The 18,971-nt window shown below is 66.3% G+C and carries 16 protein-coding genes; 11 read left to right on the top strand and 5 right to left on the bottom strand.

Going from position 1 to position 18,971, the window contains the following annotated elements:
* The first annotated feature begins 139 nt into the window (after positions 1-139).
* Genes ACIBK2_RS22835 through solA form a run of 4 tightly spaced genes read left to right on the top strand, consistent with a single transcriptional unit; the run spans position 140 to position 5,529 of the window.
* Positions 140-1,612 carry an APC family permease gene (locus ACIBK2_RS22835; RefSeq protein WP_396969565.1) on the top strand — a complete coding sequence of 491 codons (1,473 nt, stop codon included), beginning with the start codon at positions 140-142 and terminating at the stop codon, positions 1,610-1,612.
* Complete coding sequence (locus tag ACIBK2_RS22830; RefSeq protein WP_396969564.1) at positions 1,605-3,242, top strand: amidohydrolase; 1,638 nt, start codon at positions 1,605-1,607, stop codon at positions 3,240-3,242. The genes ACIBK2_RS22835 and ACIBK2_RS22830 overlap by 8 nt, the downstream gene beginning before the upstream one ends.
* A 13-nt stretch (positions 3,243-3,255) precedes the next feature.
* Positions 3,256-4,389, top strand: coding sequence for a tyramine oxidase subunit B (locus tag ACIBK2_RS22825; RefSeq protein ID WP_396969563.1), 1,134 nt, complete (start codon positions 3,256-3,258; stop codon positions 4,387-4,389).
* A gap of 18 nt (positions 4,390-4,407) precedes the next feature.
* A complete protein-coding gene (solA, locus tag ACIBK2_RS22820; RefSeq protein WP_396969562.1) occupies positions 4,408-5,529 on the top strand; it encodes an N-methyl-L-tryptophan oxidase in 1,122 nt (373 codons plus the stop codon).
* A gap of 127 nt (positions 5,530-5,656) precedes the next feature.
* Here the strand turns inward: solA and ACIBK2_RS22815 are convergent, their stop codons facing one another.
* Positions 5,657-6,331 carry a GntR family transcriptional regulator gene (locus ACIBK2_RS22815; protein WP_396969561.1) on the bottom strand — a complete coding sequence of 225 codons (675 nt, stop codon included), beginning with the start codon at positions 6,329-6,331 and terminating at the stop codon, positions 5,657-5,659.
* 125 nt (positions 6,332-6,456) lie between these two features.
* On the opposite strand from ACIBK2_RS22815, the gene ACIBK2_RS22810 reads away from it, so the two are divergent.
* The 3 genes from ACIBK2_RS22810 to ACIBK2_RS22800 all read left to right on the top strand — a co-directional run bounded on the left by ACIBK2_RS22810 (position 6,457) and on the right by ACIBK2_RS22800 (position 10,537).
* Positions 6,457-7,977, top strand: coding sequence for a GMC family oxidoreductase (locus tag ACIBK2_RS22810; protein WP_396969560.1), 1,521 nt, complete (start codon positions 6,457-6,459; stop codon positions 7,975-7,977).
* Between the two features lie 749 nt (positions 7,978-8,726).
* Positions 8,727-9,647, top strand: a complete 921-nt coding sequence (locus ACIBK2_RS22805) for a helix-turn-helix domain-containing protein (RefSeq protein WP_396969559.1) — start codon at positions 8,727-8,729, stop codon at positions 9,645-9,647.
* Between the two features lie 707 nt (positions 9,648-10,354).
* Positions 10,355-10,537 carry a hypothetical protein gene (locus tag ACIBK2_RS22800; protein ID WP_396969558.1) on the top strand — a complete coding sequence of 61 codons (183 nt, stop codon included), beginning with the start codon at positions 10,355-10,357 and terminating at the stop codon, positions 10,535-10,537.
* Positions 10,538-10,600: 63 nt separating this feature from the next.
* On the opposite strand, the gene ACIBK2_RS22795 is transcribed toward ACIBK2_RS22800, so the two are convergent.
* The 3 genes from ACIBK2_RS22795 to ACIBK2_RS22785 are packed head-to-tail and all read right to left on the bottom strand — an operon-like array spanning position 10,601 to position 12,631.
* The gene (locus ACIBK2_RS22795) at positions 10,601-10,996 is read right to left on the bottom strand and encodes a nuclear transport factor 2 family protein (RefSeq protein WP_396969557.1); all 396 of its coding nucleotides are present in this window, start codon (positions 10,994-10,996) and stop codon (positions 10,601-10,603) included.
* 14 nt (positions 10,997-11,010) lie between these two features.
* Entirely contained in the window at positions 11,011-11,811 is an 801-nt protein-coding gene (locus tag ACIBK2_RS22790) for a molybdenum cofactor biosynthesis F family protein (RefSeq protein WP_396969556.1), read from the bottom strand.
* A gap of 10 nt (positions 11,812-11,821) precedes the next feature.
* Entirely contained in the window at positions 11,822-12,631 is an 810-nt protein-coding gene (locus ACIBK2_RS22785; protein WP_396969555.1) for an SDR family NAD(P)-dependent oxidoreductase, read from the bottom strand.
* Between the two features lie 171 nt (positions 12,632-12,802).
* Between ACIBK2_RS22785 and ACIBK2_RS22780 the strand changes: the two genes are divergently transcribed.
* The 4 genes from ACIBK2_RS22780 to ACIBK2_RS22765 all read left to right on the top strand — a co-directional run bounded on the left by ACIBK2_RS22780 (position 12,803) and on the right by ACIBK2_RS22765 (position 17,528).
* Positions 12,803-13,831 carry an ABC transporter permease gene (locus ACIBK2_RS22780; RefSeq protein WP_396969554.1) on the top strand — a complete coding sequence of 343 codons (1,029 nt, stop codon included), beginning with the start codon at positions 12,803-12,805 and terminating at the stop codon, positions 13,829-13,831.
* Positions 13,832-13,861: 30 nt separating this feature from the next.
* Positions 13,862-14,929, top strand: coding sequence for a sugar ABC transporter substrate-binding protein (locus tag ACIBK2_RS22775; protein WP_396969553.1), 1,068 nt, complete (start codon positions 13,862-13,864; stop codon positions 14,927-14,929).
* Positions 14,926-16,431 (top strand): sugar ABC transporter ATP-binding protein, encoded by a 1,506-nt coding sequence (locus ACIBK2_RS22770; RefSeq protein WP_396969552.1) that lies wholly within the window; start codon positions 14,926-14,928, stop codon positions 16,429-16,431. Before ACIBK2_RS22775 ends, ACIBK2_RS22770 begins: the two co-directional genes overlap by 4 nt.
* 110 nt (positions 16,432-16,541) lie before the next feature.
* Complete coding sequence (locus tag ACIBK2_RS22765; protein ID WP_396969551.1) at positions 16,542-17,528, top strand: helix-turn-helix domain-containing protein; 987 nt, start codon at positions 16,542-16,544, stop codon at positions 17,526-17,528.
* Here the strand turns inward: ACIBK2_RS22765 and ACIBK2_RS22760 are convergent.
* Positions 17,516-18,925, bottom strand: a complete 1,410-nt coding sequence (locus ACIBK2_RS22760; protein ID WP_396969550.1) for an APC family permease — start codon at positions 18,923-18,925, stop codon at positions 17,516-17,518. The two genes, ACIBK2_RS22765 and ACIBK2_RS22760, sit on opposite strands and share 13 nt — an antisense overlap.
* Positions 18,926-18,971 lie beyond the last annotated feature (46 nt).

Below are 18,971 nucleotides of genomic sequence, written 5' to 3'. Positions count from 1 at the left end.
CTCAACCGCTCTTGCATCGTATCTCAAATCGTATATTATCTGTGAGGCGCCTCGCAAGTGACGCAGATCGCATTTCGTAGCCCCACCGCCGAATTCGTAACGGACAGGCGTGCAGTCGGGCTCGGCACCTGGAGTTCCCATGACCCCTGACAGTCCGGCGACGAACGAGCCGGTCGTCCACGACCATCAATTGCGGCGAGGCGCGCTCGGGGTATTCGGTGTGACGTTCTTCGTCATCTCCGCGGCCGCGCCGCTGACGGCGATGGCGGGCGGCGCACCGGTGGCGATGCTGCTCGGCAACGGGCCGGGCGTGCCGGGGGCCTACCTGCTGACCGTCGGCACACTGCTGGTGTTCGCCGTCGGCTATACCGCGATGGCCCGTCATCACACCAGCACCGGCGCGTTCTACTCCTACATCACGCGCGGACTGCGCCAGCAATTCGGCGGTGCCGCAGCCTATCTGGCGCTGTTGAGCTACAACGCCATGCAGATCGGACTCTGGGGCCTGTTCGGCGCGGCGACCGGTGGGTTCTTCGCCGACGAGTTCGGTATCGCCGTCGGCTGGTGGGTGTACGTGCTGATCGGCATCGCCCTCGTCGCGGTGCTCGGATACCGGCAGATCGACCTCTCGGTGAAGATGCTGTCGATCCTCGTGGCGGCCGAGTTCCTCGTCGTCCTCGTGCTTGCGGTGGTGATCGCGGTGCGCGGCGGCGACTTCGGGACCACCTCGCTGAGCGCAACTCCGCTGACGCCGACCGCGCTGACCAGCGGCTCGCTGCCGATCGCGCTGCTGTTCTGCTTCGCGTCGTTCGTCGGCTTCGAGGCCACCGCGATCTACAGCGAGGAGGCCACGGACCCGAAGCGGACAGTGCCGCGGGCGACGTTCCTCTCCGTGCTCACCATCGGCGTCGTCTACACGGTCGTCACCTTCATGATGATCAACGGCGCGGGTGTCGACAGCACCCGGGGCTTCATCGAAAAGCTGGTGGACCCAACGACATTCCTGTTCGAGCTGTCGAATTCCTATATCGGTCCCTGGTATTCGACGATCATGCGGTTCCTGTTCTGTACCAGCGTCTTCGGGGCCGTGCTCGCGTTCCACAACGCGGTGGCCCGCTACACCTACGCGCTCGGGCGGGAGGGTCTGCTGCCCGGCCGCGCGGGCCGGACCCACGTCGTGCACCGGAGTCCGCACGTCGGCTCGGTCGCGCAATCGGTGCTGGCGACAGTGGTGGTGGCGGTTTTCGCGGTGACCGGGCAGGACCCCGTGCGGGCGCTATTCACTTGGCTGACCAACCTCGGCACGCTGGGCGTCATCGCGCTGATGGCCGCGTGCTCGTTCGCTGTCGTCACGTTCTTTCACCGGAATCGGGACCTGGACCAGAATCTCGTCCGAACGCTCCTCGCGCCGATGGTGGCCGGCGCTGCCCTGGTCGCCATCCTCGGCTATGCGATCGGGAACTTCGGCCTGCTGATCAGCGCCGGCGGCGCCCTCGTCTGGCTGCTGCCGAGTTTGCTGCTGGCCGCTGCCGCCGCCGGAGTTGTTGCGGCACTGATTCTTCGAGCGCGATCACCGCAGCGGTACGTGGAGATGGGGCGTCATTATGTCTGAAACATTGCACGCCAATGCGACGGTGTGGACAGCCGACGAGTCGGCACCCGAAGCTTCGGCGTTCCTGGTCCGGAACGGCATCGTCGTCGCGGTGGATCCCACGCCCGGCGAGCTGACCGGCCGCGAGACCGTGGTGGATCATGGTGGGGCGTTCGTCATGCCCGGTCTCGGTGATGTGCACACGCACCATCTCGTGGCAGGTCGCGCCGACCTCTTCGAGTTGGCGTTGGACGCGACCGCATCGCTGGAGACTGTGCTCACGTCCGTCGCGGGGTGGGCAGCCGGTCTCGACAGTGAAGCGTGGGTCGTCGGCGGCGGCTGGGGAAGCACACTGGCGCAAGCTATTTCGACTCCTGATGTGCTGCGCCGTCTTGACCGGGCTGCCGGTGGCCGCCCGGTGCTGCTTCGCGACGACAGCTGCCACAACCGGTGGGTCAGCTCGCGGGCCATAGAACTGGCGGGCATCAGCGCGTCCAGCCCGAACCCCGCGGACGGCGAGATCGTGCGCGATCAGGTGACCGGCGAGCCGGTCGGTCTGCTCATCGAATCGGCGCTCATTCCGGTGGAGCGGGCGTACGCGGCGTCGCTGGGCGACAGCACCGCACTCGATGCCGCAGGCTGCCGTAGAGCCATCGAAATGCTGCACAGCTTCGGCATCACGCACTTTCAGGATGCCGCGGCGTCGTTGCCGATGCTCCGCGCGCTCGCCGACCTCGACCGTCGCGGCGACCTGAAGGCATGGGTCGTGACATCGGCGCAGATCAACGACCGAATCTTCGGCACCGATCCGATCGGTGTCCCGCTGCTCGACGCTGTCGAACGGTATCGGACCACCCATCACCGGCCCGACTTCGTCAAGATCTTCCTCGACGGCGTGCCCACCTCACGCACCGCGTTGTTCCTCGAGCCATATCTGCCCGACGCGGAGCACGGGGACAAGTGGGTGGGGGAGAGTGCGATGACGCCCGCTGAACTCACCGGCTGGCTGCTCGAGGTGGCCCGGCGTGGGCTCGGCGCCAAGGTGCACTGCACCGGCGACGGTGCTGTCCGAATGCTGCTCGACGCGGTGGCCGAGGTTCGCGCCGCGGGTTACGCGGACACCATCGTGCAGCTCGCGCACGGCGAGTACATCGCCGAGGCGGATCTGCCCCGGGTCGCCGAGTTGAACGTCGTCGCGGATCTTTCACCGCCGCTGTGGTTTCCGGGAGTCATCTTCGAGGCACATTGCCAGTGCCTCCCGCGTGATCGCGCAATTCGGATGTGCCCCAACAGGACTCTGCTCGACTCGGGCGTGCTGCTGGCCGGTGGATCGGACTGGCCGGTCATGCCGAGCCCGAATCCGTGGATCGGTATCCAGGGCTTGGTAACTCGGGCCGACCCCACCGGGGCGTTCCCCGGGACCCTGGGGGCCGAGCAAGCGCTGACGGTGTCCGAGGCGCTGCGGGCGTACACCATCGGCGTCGCGCGGGCGAGCGGGCTCGGCGCTGTCACCGGGTCGCTCACGCCAGGTAAGTCCGCCGATTTCACTGTCCTGGACTGCGATCCGTTCGCGATCGACCCGGCTGAATTGGTCGACACCAAGTCCGTACAAACCTGGTTTGCCGGACATCCGGTCCACACGGCGCAGTAGTCAAGGAAGCAGCATGGATACGCCCTCGATCGACTTTCTCTACCTGTCCGAACCCGACATGATCGCGGCCGGGGTCACCGATATGCCCGCCTGCGTCGACGCCATGCAGGAGACCTTCGTGCTGCTGCATCGGGGCGATTACCGCATGGCAGGCCCGAACAGCGATTCACACGGGGCGATGATCACCTTCCCGGACGACTCGCCGTTCCCGAATATGCCCGCCAATACCGCGGAGCGAAGGTTCATGGCGATGCCCGCCTACCTAGGCGGTAGCTTCGGCACCAGTGGGATGAAGTGGTACGGATCGAATATCGCCAACCGCGACAAGGGATTGCCGCGTTCGATTCTGATGTTCCTACTCAGCGATACCGATACCGGTGCGCCGCTCGCGCTCATGTCGGCAAATCTGTTGTCCGCCTATCGAACCGGGGCGGTGCCGGGGGTCGGTGCTCGGCTGTTGGCTCGGCAGGACTCGCGCGTGGTCGGCATCGTCGGGCCCGGTGTCATGGCGCGGACCTCGCTCGCCGCCTTCATTGCGGCCTGTCCGGAGCTCGATACCGTCAAGATCAAGGGGCGCAGTCAAGGGAGCATCGACGGCTTCGTCAAATGGGTCGCCGAGGAGTTTCCCCAGCTCGAAACGATCACTGTGGGCACTATCGAGGACGCGGTGCGCGACAGCGATATCGTCACTTTTTGCACCACCGGTGTGCCTGGTGATCCCGCGAGTTACCCGACCGTCGTTCGTGATTGGGTGCGGACGGGCGCATTTCTGAGCATGCCTGCACCGTGCAATATCGACGAGTCGATGCAGGCGCCGGATGTCCGCAAGGTTGTCGACAACGTGCGTCTGTACGAGGCGTGGGCCGAGGAAACCGGGTACCCGTCGCACAACACGATTCCGATCATCGGGTGCAAGTTCATGGACATGATCCATGACGGGGCGATGCGCAAGGACGATCTGGTGGATCTCGGCGCGATCGCGGCCGGAGCTCAGGTGGGTCGCCGCGATGACGACGAGATCGTGCTCCTCTCGGTCGGCGGCATGCCCGTCGAGGATGTCGCCTGGGGAACGGTGGTGTATCGAAACGCCGTGGCACGGGGGATCGGCACCACCCTGAACCTGTGGCAGTCGCCCGCACTGGCATGACAGCGGAAAGGTCTAACAATGGATGCTGATGTAGTTGTCATCGGATTGGGCAGCGCCGGTTCGATGGCGTTGTGGCAGTTGGTAAAACGCGGACTCGACGTGATCGGTATCGAACAGTTCGGCATCGGCCACGCCCGCGGCTCGTATGCCGGGGACTCGCGACTGTTCCGGTCCGCTGTGCACGAGGGACCGCGGTACGTGCCACGGCTGCGGCGAGCGCGCGAGCTGTGGCAGGAGTTGGAGCGGGAGACCGGCAGGCGCCTCTACGACGAGTGCGGCGCGCTGCAGATCGGCACGGCGGGCTCGGGCGGCATCGCCAAGTCCATCGCCTCGGCCGAGCAGTTCGAGTTACCGCACGAGGTGCTCGACGCGGCGGCGTTGCGGGCGCGGTACCCGCAACACCGCATCGATGACGACACCGTCGCCGTGTTCGACCACCACGCGGGCAGCCTGTATCCCGAGGCGAGCGTCCTCGCCGCCGTCGAAGCGGCGAAAGCCTATGGCGCACGGGTGATTACCAACGCCGAGGTCACCGACTTCGACGAACGCGGCGGCCGACTGGAGTTGGTGACGCCCGAGGTCCGGGTCACCTGCGCCAAAGTTGTGGTGGCAACGGGATCTTGGACCCTTCGCCTCCGGCCGGATCTCAAAGGATTTCTGCAGATCCTGCCCCTGTCACTCACCTGGTTCATGCCGCATCATCCCCAATGGTTCACCGCCGACCGCTTTCCGGTGTTCATCCGCGACGAGGACGGTGTGCACCTGTATGGAACCCCCAGCCACGACTCCTACAGCGTGAAGGTCGCCACGGAGCCACTGTGGGCCGCGATCCCGTCCCCGGACGACATCCCGGTCTTCAGTCGCGACGACCTACGCCGAATCAGCACATGGGCAACGAACTTCATCCCCGACCTGAACCCCGAGCCAGTCCGCTACTCGATGCACCACGACCTCTGCGCCCCCGGCGACCTCCCCCTCGTCGATCTGGACGAGGACACCGGAATGCTGCTACTCACCGCGTTTTCAGGACGCGGCTTCAAGTTCGCGCCGGTATTCGGCGAGATCGCCGCCGATCTCATCACCGGAACCCCGAATGAGCTCTGGGACCCCAGCTTTGCGCTGTCCGCGCATCCGAGGTGAGCTCAGGAGTTCGCTTGACGGTCTTGCGGCGTGGTGTGTTCGGCGAGATCGCCGCCGATCTCGTCACCGAGACCTGAAACGTGTTCTGGGATCCGAGTTTTGCGCTGTCCGCGCGCCCGAGGTGAGCTCAAGAGTTTGCTCGACGTTCCTGCGTTGTGGTGCGTTCGGCGATGGCGCGCAGGGTGCCGAGTTTGTGGTCTCTGGCGGCGAATTCGATCTCGCGTAGGTCGGCGCCGGTCTCGATGAGGTCGACGAGGTGTTCGTGTTCGGTGATCGATCCGTGCGCGCGGCCGGGGATGAACGCGAACGAAGTCCGGCGCACCCGGTCCAGCCGGGCCCACTCGGCGCCGGCCAGCGTCCGGATGTGGGAGTTGGGGCAGCGCTGCAGGATCACGTCGTGGAAGCGATGGTTGAGTTCGGTGAAGGCAGCCGGGTCGAAGGCGGTCAACGCCTGCGACATCTGCTGGTTGAGGGAGCGGGCGCGGGCGATGTCGGCCCTGCGCATCCGCGGGGCAGCCGCGGCGGTCGCGTACCCTTCCAGCACCGCCAAGGTCTGCATGGCTTGCTGATACTCACCGGTGTCCAGATGTGCCACGCGGGCACCGACATTCCGGATGAACTCGACGTACCCCTCGGCCTCCAACCGTCGCACAGCCTCGCGCACCGGCACCGCGCTGACGCCGAATTCCCTGGCGAGCTGTTCGAGCACGAGGCGATACCCCGGCCCGTACTCGCCTGCGACGATGCGGGACCGGATGAGCTCGTACGCGGCCTCGTGTTTGGACCCGGCATCGCCTTCCATAACCATGATTCTGCGGCCGTTTCGCCGCGCGGCATCGCGCACCCGGTGTCCATCCGTTGACTTCACGCGCACACTGTCGCGGCCGGACCTGCGCCGGGCCCGGGCAGGCGGCGACGATCCATCGGGTGACGGATTACGACTTGCACGCCGACTACATCGTGGTCGGCGCGGGCACGGCCGGTTCGGTGGTCGCGCGCAGGCTGCTCGACCGCACGGATGCCACCGTGCTGGTGCTCGAAGCGGGCCAGGCCGATACCAATCCGGCCATTCACGACCCGCAGCGGATGCACGAACTGTGGCATACGGCCGAGGATTGGGACTACTTCACCGTCGCCCAGCCGCACGCCGCCGGTCGCCGCCTGCACGTGCCGCGCGGGCGGGTGCTCGGCGGTTCGCACGCCCTCAACGCGACCATCTACGTGCGGGGCAACCCGGCCGACTACGACTCGTGGGCCGAGTGCGGCGATCCCGGGTGGTCGTGGCGGGAGATCGAACCGTTGTTCCGGCGGATCGAGCGCTACGATCGCGACGACTCCGGAATCAAAGGCACCGCCGGGATGCTCGATGTGCTCAGCGATTACGCGGTCGATCCGATCCAAGAGGCGATCCTGGCGGCCGCCGAGCAGGCCGGGGTGCCTGCCAATCCGGATTACAACAGCGGGGTACAAGACGGTGCGGGGCGGGCCCAGTTCACCCTCCGCGACGGGTTGCGCAGAACCACCGCCGACGCTTATCTCAAACCAGCACTTGGGAATTCGAGATTGAGCATGCACACCGGCGCGCGGGTGCACCGCGTCCTGGTGCGGCAGGGCCGGGCCGTCGGCGTGACCGGCAGCATCGACGGTCATCCGTTCCAGGCATCAGCGCAGGCCGAAGTAGTGCTGACCGCGGGCGCGATCGATTCGGCCGCGTTGCTGCTGCGCTCGGGCATCGGGCCCGCCGATGAGCTGCGGTCCGCCGGGATCGAGCCGATCGCCGATCTGCCGGGCGTCGGCCGAAACCTGCGCGACCACTGGCTGGTGCCGGTGATCTTCAGCGCCGAGCGCGAGATCGTGCACACGCCCGGACTGCCGCACGCACAGACGCAGCTGTTCTGGCGCAGCGAGCCCGGCCTGGACGTCCCCGACGTGCAGCCCCTGCATTTCAGCGTCCCGCTGTACGAGCCGTGGATGTCGGGGCCCGCCAATGGATTCTCACTCATGGCCGGACTGATCCGCCCCGACAGCGTCGGACGGCTCATCGTGGCCGGCACCGAGGGGCCGACCCTGATCGACCCGAAAGTTCTTGCGGCACCATCAGATCTGTACCGACTCGCAGATGCAGTGACACTGTGCAGGAAGATCGGTGCCGCACCCGCACTGGAGCCCTGGGGCGCGGTCGAGCAGTATCCAGGCCCCGGCGTGCGAGCAGGCACAGACCTGCGTGACTACATCCGGCAGACAGTAATCAGCTACCACCACGTGAGCGGAACATGCGCGCTCGGCGTCGGCCCCGAGGCGGTGGTAGATCCGGCCCTGCAGGTACGCGCGGTGACGGGGCTCCGGGTCGCCGACGCCTCGGTGATGCCGACCATCACAACGGGCAACACCAACGCGCCGACCATGGTCATCGCCGAACGAGCCGCCGACCTAATGGCGCCCCAGTAGCGCGAATCCGCCTGCCCGGCAGGGCACAGCTGGTTGTCCGATCACACACGGGCCGCTGATTCCGCGAGTGGCGAGTCTGCGGTGGGCAGCATGGGGGATGACGGTCCAGACAGGCATCAATGGTGCATCTGATCATGCCGGTGTGGTAGCGCGAATCCGCTTGTCCCGCAGGGCGCGGTGGGTTGTGCGGTACTGCACGGGCCGGCGGCTCCACGGGTTGTAGGTGTGCGCCGGGCAGCACAGGGCGGTGCCGGTCCCGACAGGTATCGACGGTGCATCTGATTGTGCCGGTGTGGTTGCGCGAATCTGCTCGTCTCGCAGTATGTGGTGTGTTGTCCAGTGGTGTACGGGCCGCCGGTTCCGTGAGTGGCGAGGGTGGGCAGCATAGGGCGGTCACGATCGCGACTCCTATCGACGGCGCATCCGCCGGGCAGCACGGGGCGATGACTGTCCCGACAGGGTATCGACGGTGCGTTTGATTGAGCCGGTGCGGTAATGCGAATGTGCTTGTCGCGCAGCGCGTGGTGGGTTGTCCGGTACTGCACGGGCCGCTGATTCCGCGAGTGGTGGGTGTGGATGCCGGGCAGCATGGGGCGGTGCCGGTCCCGACAGGGTATCGACGGTGCATCTGATTGCGTCGGTGTGGTTGCGCGAATCTGGTTGTCGTGCAGGGCACGGTGGGTTGTCCGGTACTGCACGGGTCGTCGAATCCGCGAGTGGCGAGTGTGGGTGCCGGGCAGCATGGGGCGATGACGATCCTGACTCGTGTCGACGGCGCATCCGCGGCGGGCCGCTTGCTGTTGGATCTGGTGGTCGATGACCCGGCGAACTTTCGTGGTCGCGTCCGCGGGCACGCGGCGGGGGAGTTGGTGTTCGCGGAGGTGTCCGCGATCGCGCATCGTGCCGTGCGCGATGGCAGCGAGGCGTATTACAAAGTGCTGGTGCCGGTTCAGGGGTACTGCGTGCTGAACCAAGCCGGATGTCAAGTGCGGCTCGGCCCGAGTGATGTTGCGGTGCTGGATATGTCGCAGCCCTACCAGGTGCTGTTCGACACCGCCTGCCGGTTGCGGATCGCCGTGTTTCCGCACCGCGTGCTACGGCTGCCAATGGCCGAAGTCGATGCGATCACCGCCACCGCGTTGTCGCGGCGACACCCCGCGACGGCCCTGCTGCCCGCATTGCTGGCCGGAATGACCACCAGAACAACCGAATTCGGCACTCTCGAATTGCTACGGCTGGCCGACACCGTCATCGACCTGGTGACGACCGCGTTGGCCGCGCATATAGGCGCGGATCCAGCGGCGACCGCCCACGGCGTGTTACCCCGAGTCAAGGCGTTCCTCGAAGACCACCTCGACGACCCAGAACTCTCTCCGGCGATGGCAGCGTCCGCCGCGCACCTGTCACTCGGCTACCTGCACAAGCTGTTCCGCGCCGAGGGTGCCACGGTGTGCGGGTGGATCCGCCAGCGACGACTCGAATGCTGCCGCGCCGACCTGACCGATCCCGCCTTGTACGAGCTCACGGTCGCCGCGGTGGCGGCGCGGAGGGGCTTCGTCGATGCAGCCCACTTCAGCCGGTTGTTCAAATTGACCTACGGCGTGCCACCTCGCGAGTACCGAATCCTCAACGGAATCGGCAACTTTCCGCTGACTGCCGATACTGACTAGGCCAGATTTGGATGCCGGTTCATCGCCGTCGTTGGGACAGCTCCGGTAGGTCGATCATCGCGACACACTCTTGCTGACGCTTTCACGCCTGTCGCCATCGATGATTGAGCACGTGTGCGAAGACGACTGTGGTGTCCGATTTCGCTGGGATAGTGGGGTTTTGTTGGCGGAGACACTTCGTGAAGGTGGACGCGTCCCACGTATTTACCCAATAGTGCTGGGCACGTCGTCTGCCGTACCCGGCCTTCCCCGCACGGTCAGGCGCGCGACGTGGACTTCCAGCCTGGCTGGCCAGCTGTGGCGTATCGAGACCTTCGGAACCCAAGTTCGGTGCGTATCGGCCCGTTCCAGCGTCGCCAGGCAGCTGCCGTTGCGCGACAGAGGCTTTCGGAGAATCGAGTCGAGTCAAATGGTCGCTACTTGATCTTCAACAACGACCTTTTGACTCGACTCGATCCTGCAAACGACCATTTGACTCGACTCAACGCAGCCACGACGACTTGACGTAGGAAGCAGCAGGGTAAGGCCGGGAACCGCACCTCACGCGCCCAGCACTACTCGATCATTGCCGAACAAGCACATCTCCCCGGACCGTGTTGCATCGGCAGCACCGCACCCCGCACCCGGCACGCAACCAACAACGAAAGTCGGCGCGGTCCTCGGGATCACCGAGAATACTTCCGCCGCAACGCCTTCCTTATCCGCGAGTGAAGGCGATGTCGCTCGGGATGGACGCCTATGGTGCCGCTCCGGTTCCGGTCGAGCTCGGCGAGAGCGAGATCAAGGACGCAAAGAATCGTTGCCTCGACTACGCTCCCGTCAGCAGCGGCTTACCGTTCACCGGAAAATGCAATGGCGGCGACGAACAGCAGTGGACCCTGTCGGACTGAGTCCGACTCGGCTCGCAGTATCTGCGGCCCAGTTGCGATTCGACGCTGTTCTCCACTATGGCGTTACGGTCGCATGGCCGCCTGGACCGCGGCGGTGTCGGTGAACTGTTCGAAGCGTACGACCTTCGCGTTGGACAGTCGCCATACGTGCACGAACCGGGCGGTCATCCAGTGGCCGGTCGCTCGGAATGTGCCGGAGTAGTTGCCGATTCCGATGACTATGCCGGTTCCGGCGCCCGCGATCTCGTCGACTGCGGCCGTGTAGCCGTCCCATTCGGCGGCGATGCGGGCGAAGACGTTGTCGCGCACCGCGTTCGGGCCGATATAGGTGCCTGCGTAAGGGAACCCGGCCATCTCGGTCCACGCCACGTCCGCGGCCAGCGGGGCCAGCATGCCGGGCAGATCGCCACGGTCGGAGGCGGCGTAGTGGGCCGTGATCACCTGGAGGTCACGGTGCATGGCGTTGCTCTCCTTCAAATCGGTTGTCCGTCTTGGGGATACTGCACGCGGCCGAGGTCGGTGATGTGGGCGCCGCCGGGTGCGTTGCGCACCGCGCCGCCGTGGCCGATGCCGAAAAACTTTCCGGTGGAACGCATTGCGGCGAGGTCGTAGAGCCAGGTCGCGGCGACGGGGATCAGGAATTCGCGGAAGGTGAATACGTAGAAGTCGTCCGCGAGTTTCCAGGTGGTGGCGAGGTCCACGTCGCCGTGGCCGCGTTGTTCGCCGACCAGGCATTGCCAGCAGTAGCGCTCAGAGCTCAGATAGACGTGCTCGTAGAGATGGTTCGGGCTGTACCGGTACAGAGCCCGCCAACCAACGAGATCCCGAGTGGGGCCCGGGATTTCGCCGCTCGGGACGCGTCCGTCGCCGGGATCGACGACCCCGGCGATGAACCGCTGCGACACCTGTGGAACACCAGGGGTCGGTTGCTCGGCGATGGTCGACTCGATCGTCACCGTGCGCGCCGTCGGCAGGTGCAGCACCGTGACCTCACTGACGTACGGCCTGTCGTCGAACGTCTGGTCGAGGAAGAATACGTCGGGGGAGACCTGGATCGCCTGGTACCAGTCCGTGCCCGAATCCGCGTCGCGCGCCCACCGCACCTGATCGGCGGAGCGAAACCGCAACTCGGTCACCACGTCGTCGGACCGACGCAGCAGCCAACCTTGGCCGGTCAGCCGATCGGTGGGCGGTATCCGATTGCCATCGATCCCGGCGGCGAAGTCGTCCATCTCCTTCCAGTCAGCGGGGGACCGATCCTGTACTTCGGCCATCGTTATCTCCTCATTCGTTGGGCGCGAACGCAATCGTGGGCAGGTCGACCGCGGCCGCGCCGGCATCGGCGACCACGACCGAACCGGTCATCGCCGCGGAGTCAGCAGACAGCAGGAAGGCGATGATGGTGGCGATCTCCTCCGGTTCGACCGGGCGACCCAATGGTGTGTCACGGGTGACCAACCGATAAGCCGCCGCACGATCGATACCACGTTGTGCCGCAAGCACATCCATCTGCTCGTCGGCCATGTCGGTGCGCACCCAACCCGGGCACAGTGCGTTCACCCGCACACCGTCGCGACCATAGTCACGAGCCAAAGATTTGGTCAGCCCGATCAACGCATGCTTGGCGGTGACGTAACCGGCCACCGCGGGGCCAGCGAACAGCCCGGCCAGCGACGACACCACCACGACCGAGCCGCCCCGCGCGCGCAGGTGCGGTAATGCGCCACGCACGGTGACGAACGCGGTGGTCACATTGGTCTGCATCGCGAGTTGCCAGTCATCATCGCCGGTGTCGCCCACTGTGCCGAGCCCGTGCCCACCTGCGTTGGCCACCACCAGATCCAAGCGGTCGTAGCGATCGATGGCAGCGGCCACCATCTGCTCGACGTCAGCGGTGTCAGCGGCATCGCCTGCCGCGACCAGCGCGGCGTCGCCCAGCTCGGCAGCCACCGCCTCGAGCGGTTCGCGCCGCCTGCCACACAGCACCACCGCCGCGCCCTCGGCAACCAGTCGCCGAGCGGCAGCCGCGCCGATGCCGGTCCCGCCGCCGGTGATCAGGGCGACCTGGCCCGCCAATCGTTTCGTCATGTCCATGCCGGATCTCCGCATCGCTGTTGTCGCGCCGACGGTAACCGGCGCGAACCGGCGAATTCGAGCGCTGCCTGCACCGGGTGTTCTGGCGGACAAGGACTGTGCACGCAGGGACAAGGGATCTCGGGCCCCCGTGCCGGAAGCTGGTTCGCACATCCGACGACAGGAACGCCCGTGACCGCTAATGACACCGAACAGCGTGAACCGGCCGCCGCCCCGCCCGGTATCGCACCCATGGTGCGGCAAATGCTGCACACCGAGTCCAACAGTGTCCTGCTGGCCACCGTGGCCCTGGTGGTACTCATCGGTGTGCTGCACCCGGACTTCTTCAGCGCGGGCCAGATTCGCGACGTACTGCAGAGTTCGGTGTACGTCGGGCTGCTCGCCGCCGGGATGGCGTTCCTGCTGGCGATGCGCGAGATCGACCTGTCGGTGGGTGCCGGGTTCGGGTTGTCGCTGATCACCGCGGCAGTGCTGATCAGGTCGGGGCTCAACCCGTGGCTGGCCGCGGCTGCCGCGATCGGGTTCGGCGCGTTGCTCGGTCTGGTCAACGCGCTCGTCGTGCAGGTGATCGCGATCCCGGCGATCGTCGCGACCTTGGCGACCATGCAGGTCTATCGCGGACTGGCGGCGGCGTGGAGCAACGGTCAGCAGGTGAACGGATTACCTTTGGACAGTTCGTTTTTCACGGTCGTTGGTGGCGATCGACTCGGACTGCCGGTCAGCGTGTGGGTGTTGCTCGTGGTCACCGCCGTACTCACGGTGGTACTGCGCCTGACACCGTTCGGCTATCGGGTCCGGTCCATCGGATCCAACCCGGAGGCGGCCCGGTTTTCCGGCATCTCGACGGCCAGGACCCGGCTGCTGGTGCTGATGGGCGTCGGTGCGCTGTGCGGGCTGGCCGGCGTGCTCGGCCTGGCGTTCTTCACCTCGGGTGACCCCAACGTCGGCACCGGGTTCGAGTTGCAGGCCATCGCGGCCGCGGTGATCGGCGGCACGCCGCTGCGCGGTGGCAGCGCGACGGTCGTCGGCGCGGTCGCGGGCGCGGTGCTGCTGAGTGTGGTGTCCAGTGGCCTGGTGTATTTCGACATTCCGGTCAACTGGAGCGCGTTCGCCAGCGGGGTTGTCGTGCTGATCGCGGTCGCCATCGACAGCCTGCTGCGCAGCCGCCGTCGCGCCAAACGGTCCGAATTCGGGCTCTAGCGAACATCTTTCGAAGGAATAGGGATCGGAATGAATCGATCGAACAAGTGGCTGCGCGGCGCGATCGCGTGCTGCGCGCTCATCCTGGTCGCGTGCGGCAGTAGTACCGGCAGCGGTGGCGGCCCGAAGAGCGGCACGCTGCACATGGCGTTCGTCTACGCCACAACCTCACAGAATCCCTTCCAGGAGATGGCATTAGGGGCCGCGGCCGGGGCTGCCGACGCCGGAGACGTGGATCTGAACGAAACCGCGCCATCGTCGATCAACGGACCGCAGGAGGTGTCGCAGTTCCAGGCCGCAGTGCGCACCGCGCGGGACGGGGTCGCGATGGAGACGCTGACCCCGGATTTGTTCGTGCGCCCGCTCCAACAGGCCGCCGCCGCAGGGGTTCCGCTCGCCACGGTCGACACCGTGCCGCCGGTCGGCGCGAAGGTGGAGCTGTACGTCGGCAACGACAACACCGAGCTCGGCCGCAGCCTCGCCACGGAGATCATCAAGCAGATTCCGGTCGGCACCACCGGCGAGGTGGTCCTCGGCAACGACATCCCGGGGCTGGCGCTACTGAGCCAACGTTTGGACGGCATGAAAGCCGTTCTGCAGGAACAACGTCCGACGCTGACCGTGGCCGGTCCATTCGACACCGGTTCCGAACCCACCGACAACTACAACAAATGGAACAACACGGTGAAGGCACACCCGAACGCAGTCGCCTACCTCGGTGCGGGCGCCTCCGACGCGGTGTCACTGTCCTTGATCCAGAAGAACACCGGCCGCCGAATGCTCGTCGGGTCCTGCGATCCCGACGCACAGGCGCTGACCGGCGTGAAGGACGGCTACGTCGCCGCGCTCGCCTCGCCTGAGCATTGGCTCAAGGGCTACATCGCGATTCGACTGCTCGCCGACCACGCACGCACCGGCAAACCGTTGACGCAGGGCTGGTGGAATCCGGGCGGGCTGATCATCAACGCCGCGAATATCGACGACATCATCGCCCGTCAGCAGAACGACCAGAGCAGACGTCAATGGTTCGCCGACGCCGCCGCCCGTCAACTCGCCGACCCCGGCAGCTACCTGCGGCCGCTGGCAGACGCGAAATGACAAGTGCGCCAATGCTCGAGGTGCACGGCGTCGGCAAGACCTACGGCGGCGTGACCGCGCTGCACGATGCCGAACTGACCGTGCGCGAGGGTTCGGTGCACGCGCTGCTGGGGGAGAACGGCGCCGGAAAGTCCACCCTGATCAAGGTGGTATCCGGCGTGGTGGCTCCCGACCGCGGCAGCCTCCGGCTCGGCGGACAGCCGGTGTCGTTCAACTCGACCGCCCAGGCCGCGAGGCACGGGGTGGCGGTGGTGTCGCAGGAATTGAATCTGTTCCCCGACCTCGATGTGCTGGCCAATCTGTATCCGATGCGCGAACCGACCCGCGGACCCTTCCGGCACCGGGCCGCCATGGTCGCGCGCGCCGAGCCGGTGCTGGCACAGTTGGGCCTCGACGTCGACGTGCGCCAGGAACTGGGCACCTTGTCCCTGGCACAGCGTCAGCTGGTCGAGATCGCCAAGGCCTTGATCACCGAGCCGCGGGTGCTGATCCTGGACGAGCCGACCTCGGCGTTGGACGAGGCGGGCACCCGCCGGTTGCTGAATATCGTTCGGGTACTGCGGGAACGCCGCGTCGCGGTGGTGTTCGTCTCGCACATCCTGGAGGAAACCATGGCGCTGTGCGACGAGATCACCGTGCTGCGCGACGGGCGCACGGTCCTCTCGGCGATGCCGCGCGCCGAGTTGGATATCGCGCAGGTGGTGACGGCCATGCTCGGCGAGCGCACCAGCGGCCCAGCCGATGTCGCGGTGGCGCGTCCGTCGGGACGGCTGCCCGGTGCGTTGCACGTGCAGGGCGTCGACGTGCCAGGCCGGTTGCACGAGCTCGAATTCAGTGCCGCACCAGGGGAAATCGTCGGCATCGCCGGTCTGGTGGGTTCGGGCCACACCGCCATCCTCGAAGTCGTGGCAGGGCTATGCGCACCCAGTGCAGGTCGAATCACCTTGCCGGACGGACGATCCGGCCCGTCCGGTCTCCGCGCGGCGATTGCCGCCGGAGTCGCGCTGGTATCCGGCGATCGGCGGCGGATCGGGCTGATGCTCGACAAATCGGTGTGGGAGAACATGGCCCAGATCCGGTCGGTGGCCCTGGCCCGCGACGGCATGCTCCTGACTCCGGGCAAGTTGCGGACCCGTGCCCGAGAGCTGGTGTCTCGGTTACGCATCCGCACCGCCGATGTCGACGTGGCCTGCGGCCTATTGTCGGGAGGTAACCAGCAGAAGGTCGTGTTGGCCAAATGGCTGGCAGCCGAGCCGACCGTGCTGTTGCTCGACGACCCGACTCGTGGCGTGGACATCGGCGGCAAGGCCGAGATCCACGCCTTGCTGCGCACAGCGGCGGCCTCGACGGTGGTGCTGCTGTGCTCGACGGACCTCGATGAGCTTGCGGCACTCTGCGATCGAGTGCTCGTGCTGTATCGCGGCCGGTTGTGCGCGACCCTGCAGGGTATTCGCGTCGATCAGCACACGATCCTGCACGCCATGAACACCGGCGCCGCCTGACTCCGGGCCGAACACGTTGCGGGCGAAGATTTTCCGCCACCGCATAGAATCTCAGCTACGAAATCGTATATGATCGCTCCCTGTCAGTGCCGCATCATCGAGGAGGGCACATGTCAGTGGCGATGCCGCCGCGGCTCGCGCGAGTGGACCGATTCGACAGCTTCCGCGACGCCGTCTCCAACACCTTCGTGCCACTACAGGTGGAGCGAGTCGGGGCTGAACCCTTCGACGGCCGGTTACGCAGCGTCGCGCTGGGCGCGCTGCAGGTGACCGAGATCGGTGCCACCCCGCACATGGTGCACCGGACATCGGCCTTGATTTCACGCTCCGATCCCGAGTGCTACAAGCTCGGCGTGCAGCTACACGGGCACTGCCTGCTCACCCAGGACGATCGCGAAACCCGCTTGGCCGAGGGTGATTTCGCAATATACGACACCAGTCGCCCCTACTCCATGGCGTTCGACGGCCCCTATCGGCAGTTGGTGCTGATGCTGCCGCGCCAGCTGCTGTGCCTGCCCGAGGATCGGATCGCGGCCGTCACCGCGCGCCGGGTCCCCGGCAACCACGGCGCGGGCGCGCTGCTGTCGATGTTGCTGCGCGAACTGACCTGCCATCTCGACGAGGTGTCCGGACCGGCCGAGACGCGCCTGGCCGACAACATCATCGATCTGCTCGTCACCGTCCTGGCCGGCCGCCTCGACCTGCTCGCCTCGACCCGGACCGCCGTGCGCCGCCCGCTGACCACGCAGGTCATGTCGTACATCGAAGGACACCTCGGCGACGGCGACCTCTCGCCGCAGCGCATCGCCACCGCGCATTACATCTCAACTCGATATCTGCACAAGCTCTTTCACGAGCAATCGACCACCGTCGCGGGCTGGATCCGCGAGCGGCGCCTGGAACGCTGCCGCCGCGACCTGCGCGACCCGCTACGCCGCGACCGGTCGATCGCCGCCATAGCCGCGCGCTGGGGTTTCCCGGACCCCGCGCATTTCAGCCGGACCTTCCGCGCCGCCTACGGCATCAGCCCGTGCGAGTACCGGTGCGCGCAGCGCGCGCAACCGGTCTCGAATGCCGTTGTGCCTCAAGACTCCTGAATGGGATCGGGCAGTTTCCAGCGGTCCGGACGCGGACGCAGGTAGATCAGGTAATACGCACAGCCGAGCAGCATCGCGACGACGGCGACCGCCATCTGCTGCCAGGAGGCGTCGATAACGCTGTACGCCGAATAGCCCATCGCCGCGACGACAATGATCGGCGGCAGCGGCCACAGCGGCATCCGATAGCCGCCGGAGGACGGACGACTACGCACCCGAAAGGCGGCCAGCGCCACGATCAGATAGACCACGACCAGTCCCGCGCCTGTCGCGGTGATCAGCCAGGACAGTGGCAATACGGTCGCCGCGACGGCGGCCAACGCGCCGACCACAACGGTGGCGACCACCGGTGTATGCCACCGCGAATGCACGCTGCCCAGCGCCCGATCGATCGGTTCGGGCCAACTCCGGTCGCGCGCCGAAGCGAACAACAGCCGCGAGATCTGCAGGATGATGGCGATCACCGCGTTGACGATCGCGATCGCGATGCCGACGCTCACCAGGGTGTTCACCATGGATCCGCCACGCGCGGTGAGGAAGTAGTTCATCGGGGCAGGGCTGGTCAGCAGATCGGTCATCGACGGAGCGCCGAGGACGACCGCGGCCAGCGGCAGGATTTCGATCGCGACGGTGGCGGCCAGGCAGACCATGATCACCCGGCCGATGGTGCGCGTCGCGTTCTTCGTCTCCTCCGCGTAGTAGACCGCCGCGCCGTAGCCGTTGTAGCCGAACAGTGCCACCGGGATGAGGGCGGCCAGCGCGCCAGCACCCACCGGCGTCAAACCGCCGTCGGTCATGGTGACCGCATGCACCCATTCCGACGGTCCGCGTTGGACATTGGTGAAGCCGAGGAACACCAGCACCGCGATCGCCACGATCTCGATACATAGAAAGACCCCGGTGACCCAGGCGTTCGCTTTGATGTTGAGCACCGCGATGCCGGTGGTCACCATGATGACGCCGATGCCGACCCATTTTCCACCGAGTTGAGGTATCGCGACGCCGAGGTAGTCGCCGGTGCCGAGGGCGATGACCGAGATGATCAGCACCCCGTTCACCAGCGTCAGCGCGAACAGGGCGAACCCGATGGGTCGACCGAGTAGCCGTGCCGCCCAGGTGTATTCGCCGCCGGTGATCGGAAAGGTCGCTGAGAGTTCGGCATAGCAGAGTGCGATGAACACCGACGCCACCGCCGCGATGGCGAGGGTCAGGACCGACGCGCCGCCCGCCGCTAACAGGATCGACGGAATGATGATGAACACGCTCGACGCCGGCGTCACCGACGACAGCGTGATCAGGATGTTTTCGCCCATGCCGAGCGCTCGCGAGAGCTGTTGGCGGTAGTGGGGCTGTTGATGGTCGTCGTCGGCAGTCTGGCCGGTGGTCTGGGTCGCCATGGCCGGTCCTTTCTTTGATGTACAGTCAAAGAATGACCTAAAGTCG

Source organism: Nocardia sp. NPDC050175, from assembly GCF_044459885.1.
Taxonomy (GTDB): Bacteria; Actinomycetota; Actinomycetes; order Mycobacteriales; family Mycobacteriaceae; genus Nocardia.
The sequence above is the reverse complement of the archived record's forward strand: the minus strand, read 5'-3'. Positions and strand labels throughout refer to the sequence as shown.

Excerpts from the sequence above, each read along its gene's own strand:
- solA (WP_396969562.1), top strand. The coding sequence starts at position 4,408 with ATGGATGCTGATGTAGTTGTCATCGGATTGGGCAGCGCCGGTTCGATG.
- ACIBK2_RS22790 (WP_396969556.1), bottom strand. The coding sequence starts at position 11,811 with ATGGCCGAAGTACAGGATCGGTCCCCCGCTGACTGGAAGGAGATGGAC.
- ACIBK2_RS22805 (WP_396969559.1), top strand. The coding sequence starts at position 8,727 with ATGACGATCCTGACTCGTGTCGACGGCGCATCCGCGGCGGGCCGCTTG.
- ACIBK2_RS22815 (WP_396969561.1), bottom strand. The coding sequence starts at position 6,331 with ATGGAAGGCGATGCCGGGTCCAAACACGAGGCCGCGTACGAGCTCATC.
- ACIBK2_RS22825 (WP_396969563.1), top strand. The coding sequence starts at position 3,256 with ATGGATACGCCCTCGATCGACTTTCTCTACCTGTCCGAACCCGACATG.
- ACIBK2_RS22785 (WP_396969555.1), bottom strand. The coding sequence starts at position 12,631 with ATGGACATGACGAAACGATTGGCGGGCCAGGTCGCCCTGATCACCGGC.
- ACIBK2_RS22795 (WP_396969557.1), bottom strand. The coding sequence starts at position 10,996 with ATGCACCGTGACCTCCAGGTGATCACGGCCCACTACGCCGCCTCCGAC.
- ACIBK2_RS22835 (WP_396969565.1), top strand. The coding sequence starts at position 140 with ATGACCCCTGACAGTCCGGCGACGAACGAGCCGGTCGTCCACGACCAT.
- ACIBK2_RS22765 (WP_396969551.1), top strand. The coding sequence starts at position 16,542 with ATGTCAGTGGCGATGCCGCCGCGGCTCGCGCGAGTGGACCGATTCGAC.
- ACIBK2_RS22770 (WP_396969552.1), top strand. The coding sequence starts at position 14,926 with ATGACAAGTGCGCCAATGCTCGAGGTGCACGGCGTCGGCAAGACCTAC.
- ACIBK2_RS22830 (WP_396969564.1), top strand. The coding sequence starts at position 1,605 with ATGTCTGAAACATTGCACGCCAATGCGACGGTGTGGACAGCCGACGAG.
- ACIBK2_RS22775 (WP_396969553.1), top strand. The coding sequence starts at position 13,862 with ATGAATCGATCGAACAAGTGGCTGCGCGGCGCGATCGCGTGCTGCGCG.
- ACIBK2_RS22760 (WP_396969550.1), bottom strand. The coding sequence starts at position 18,925 with ATGGCGACCCAGACCACCGGCCAGACTGCCGACGACGACCATCAACAG.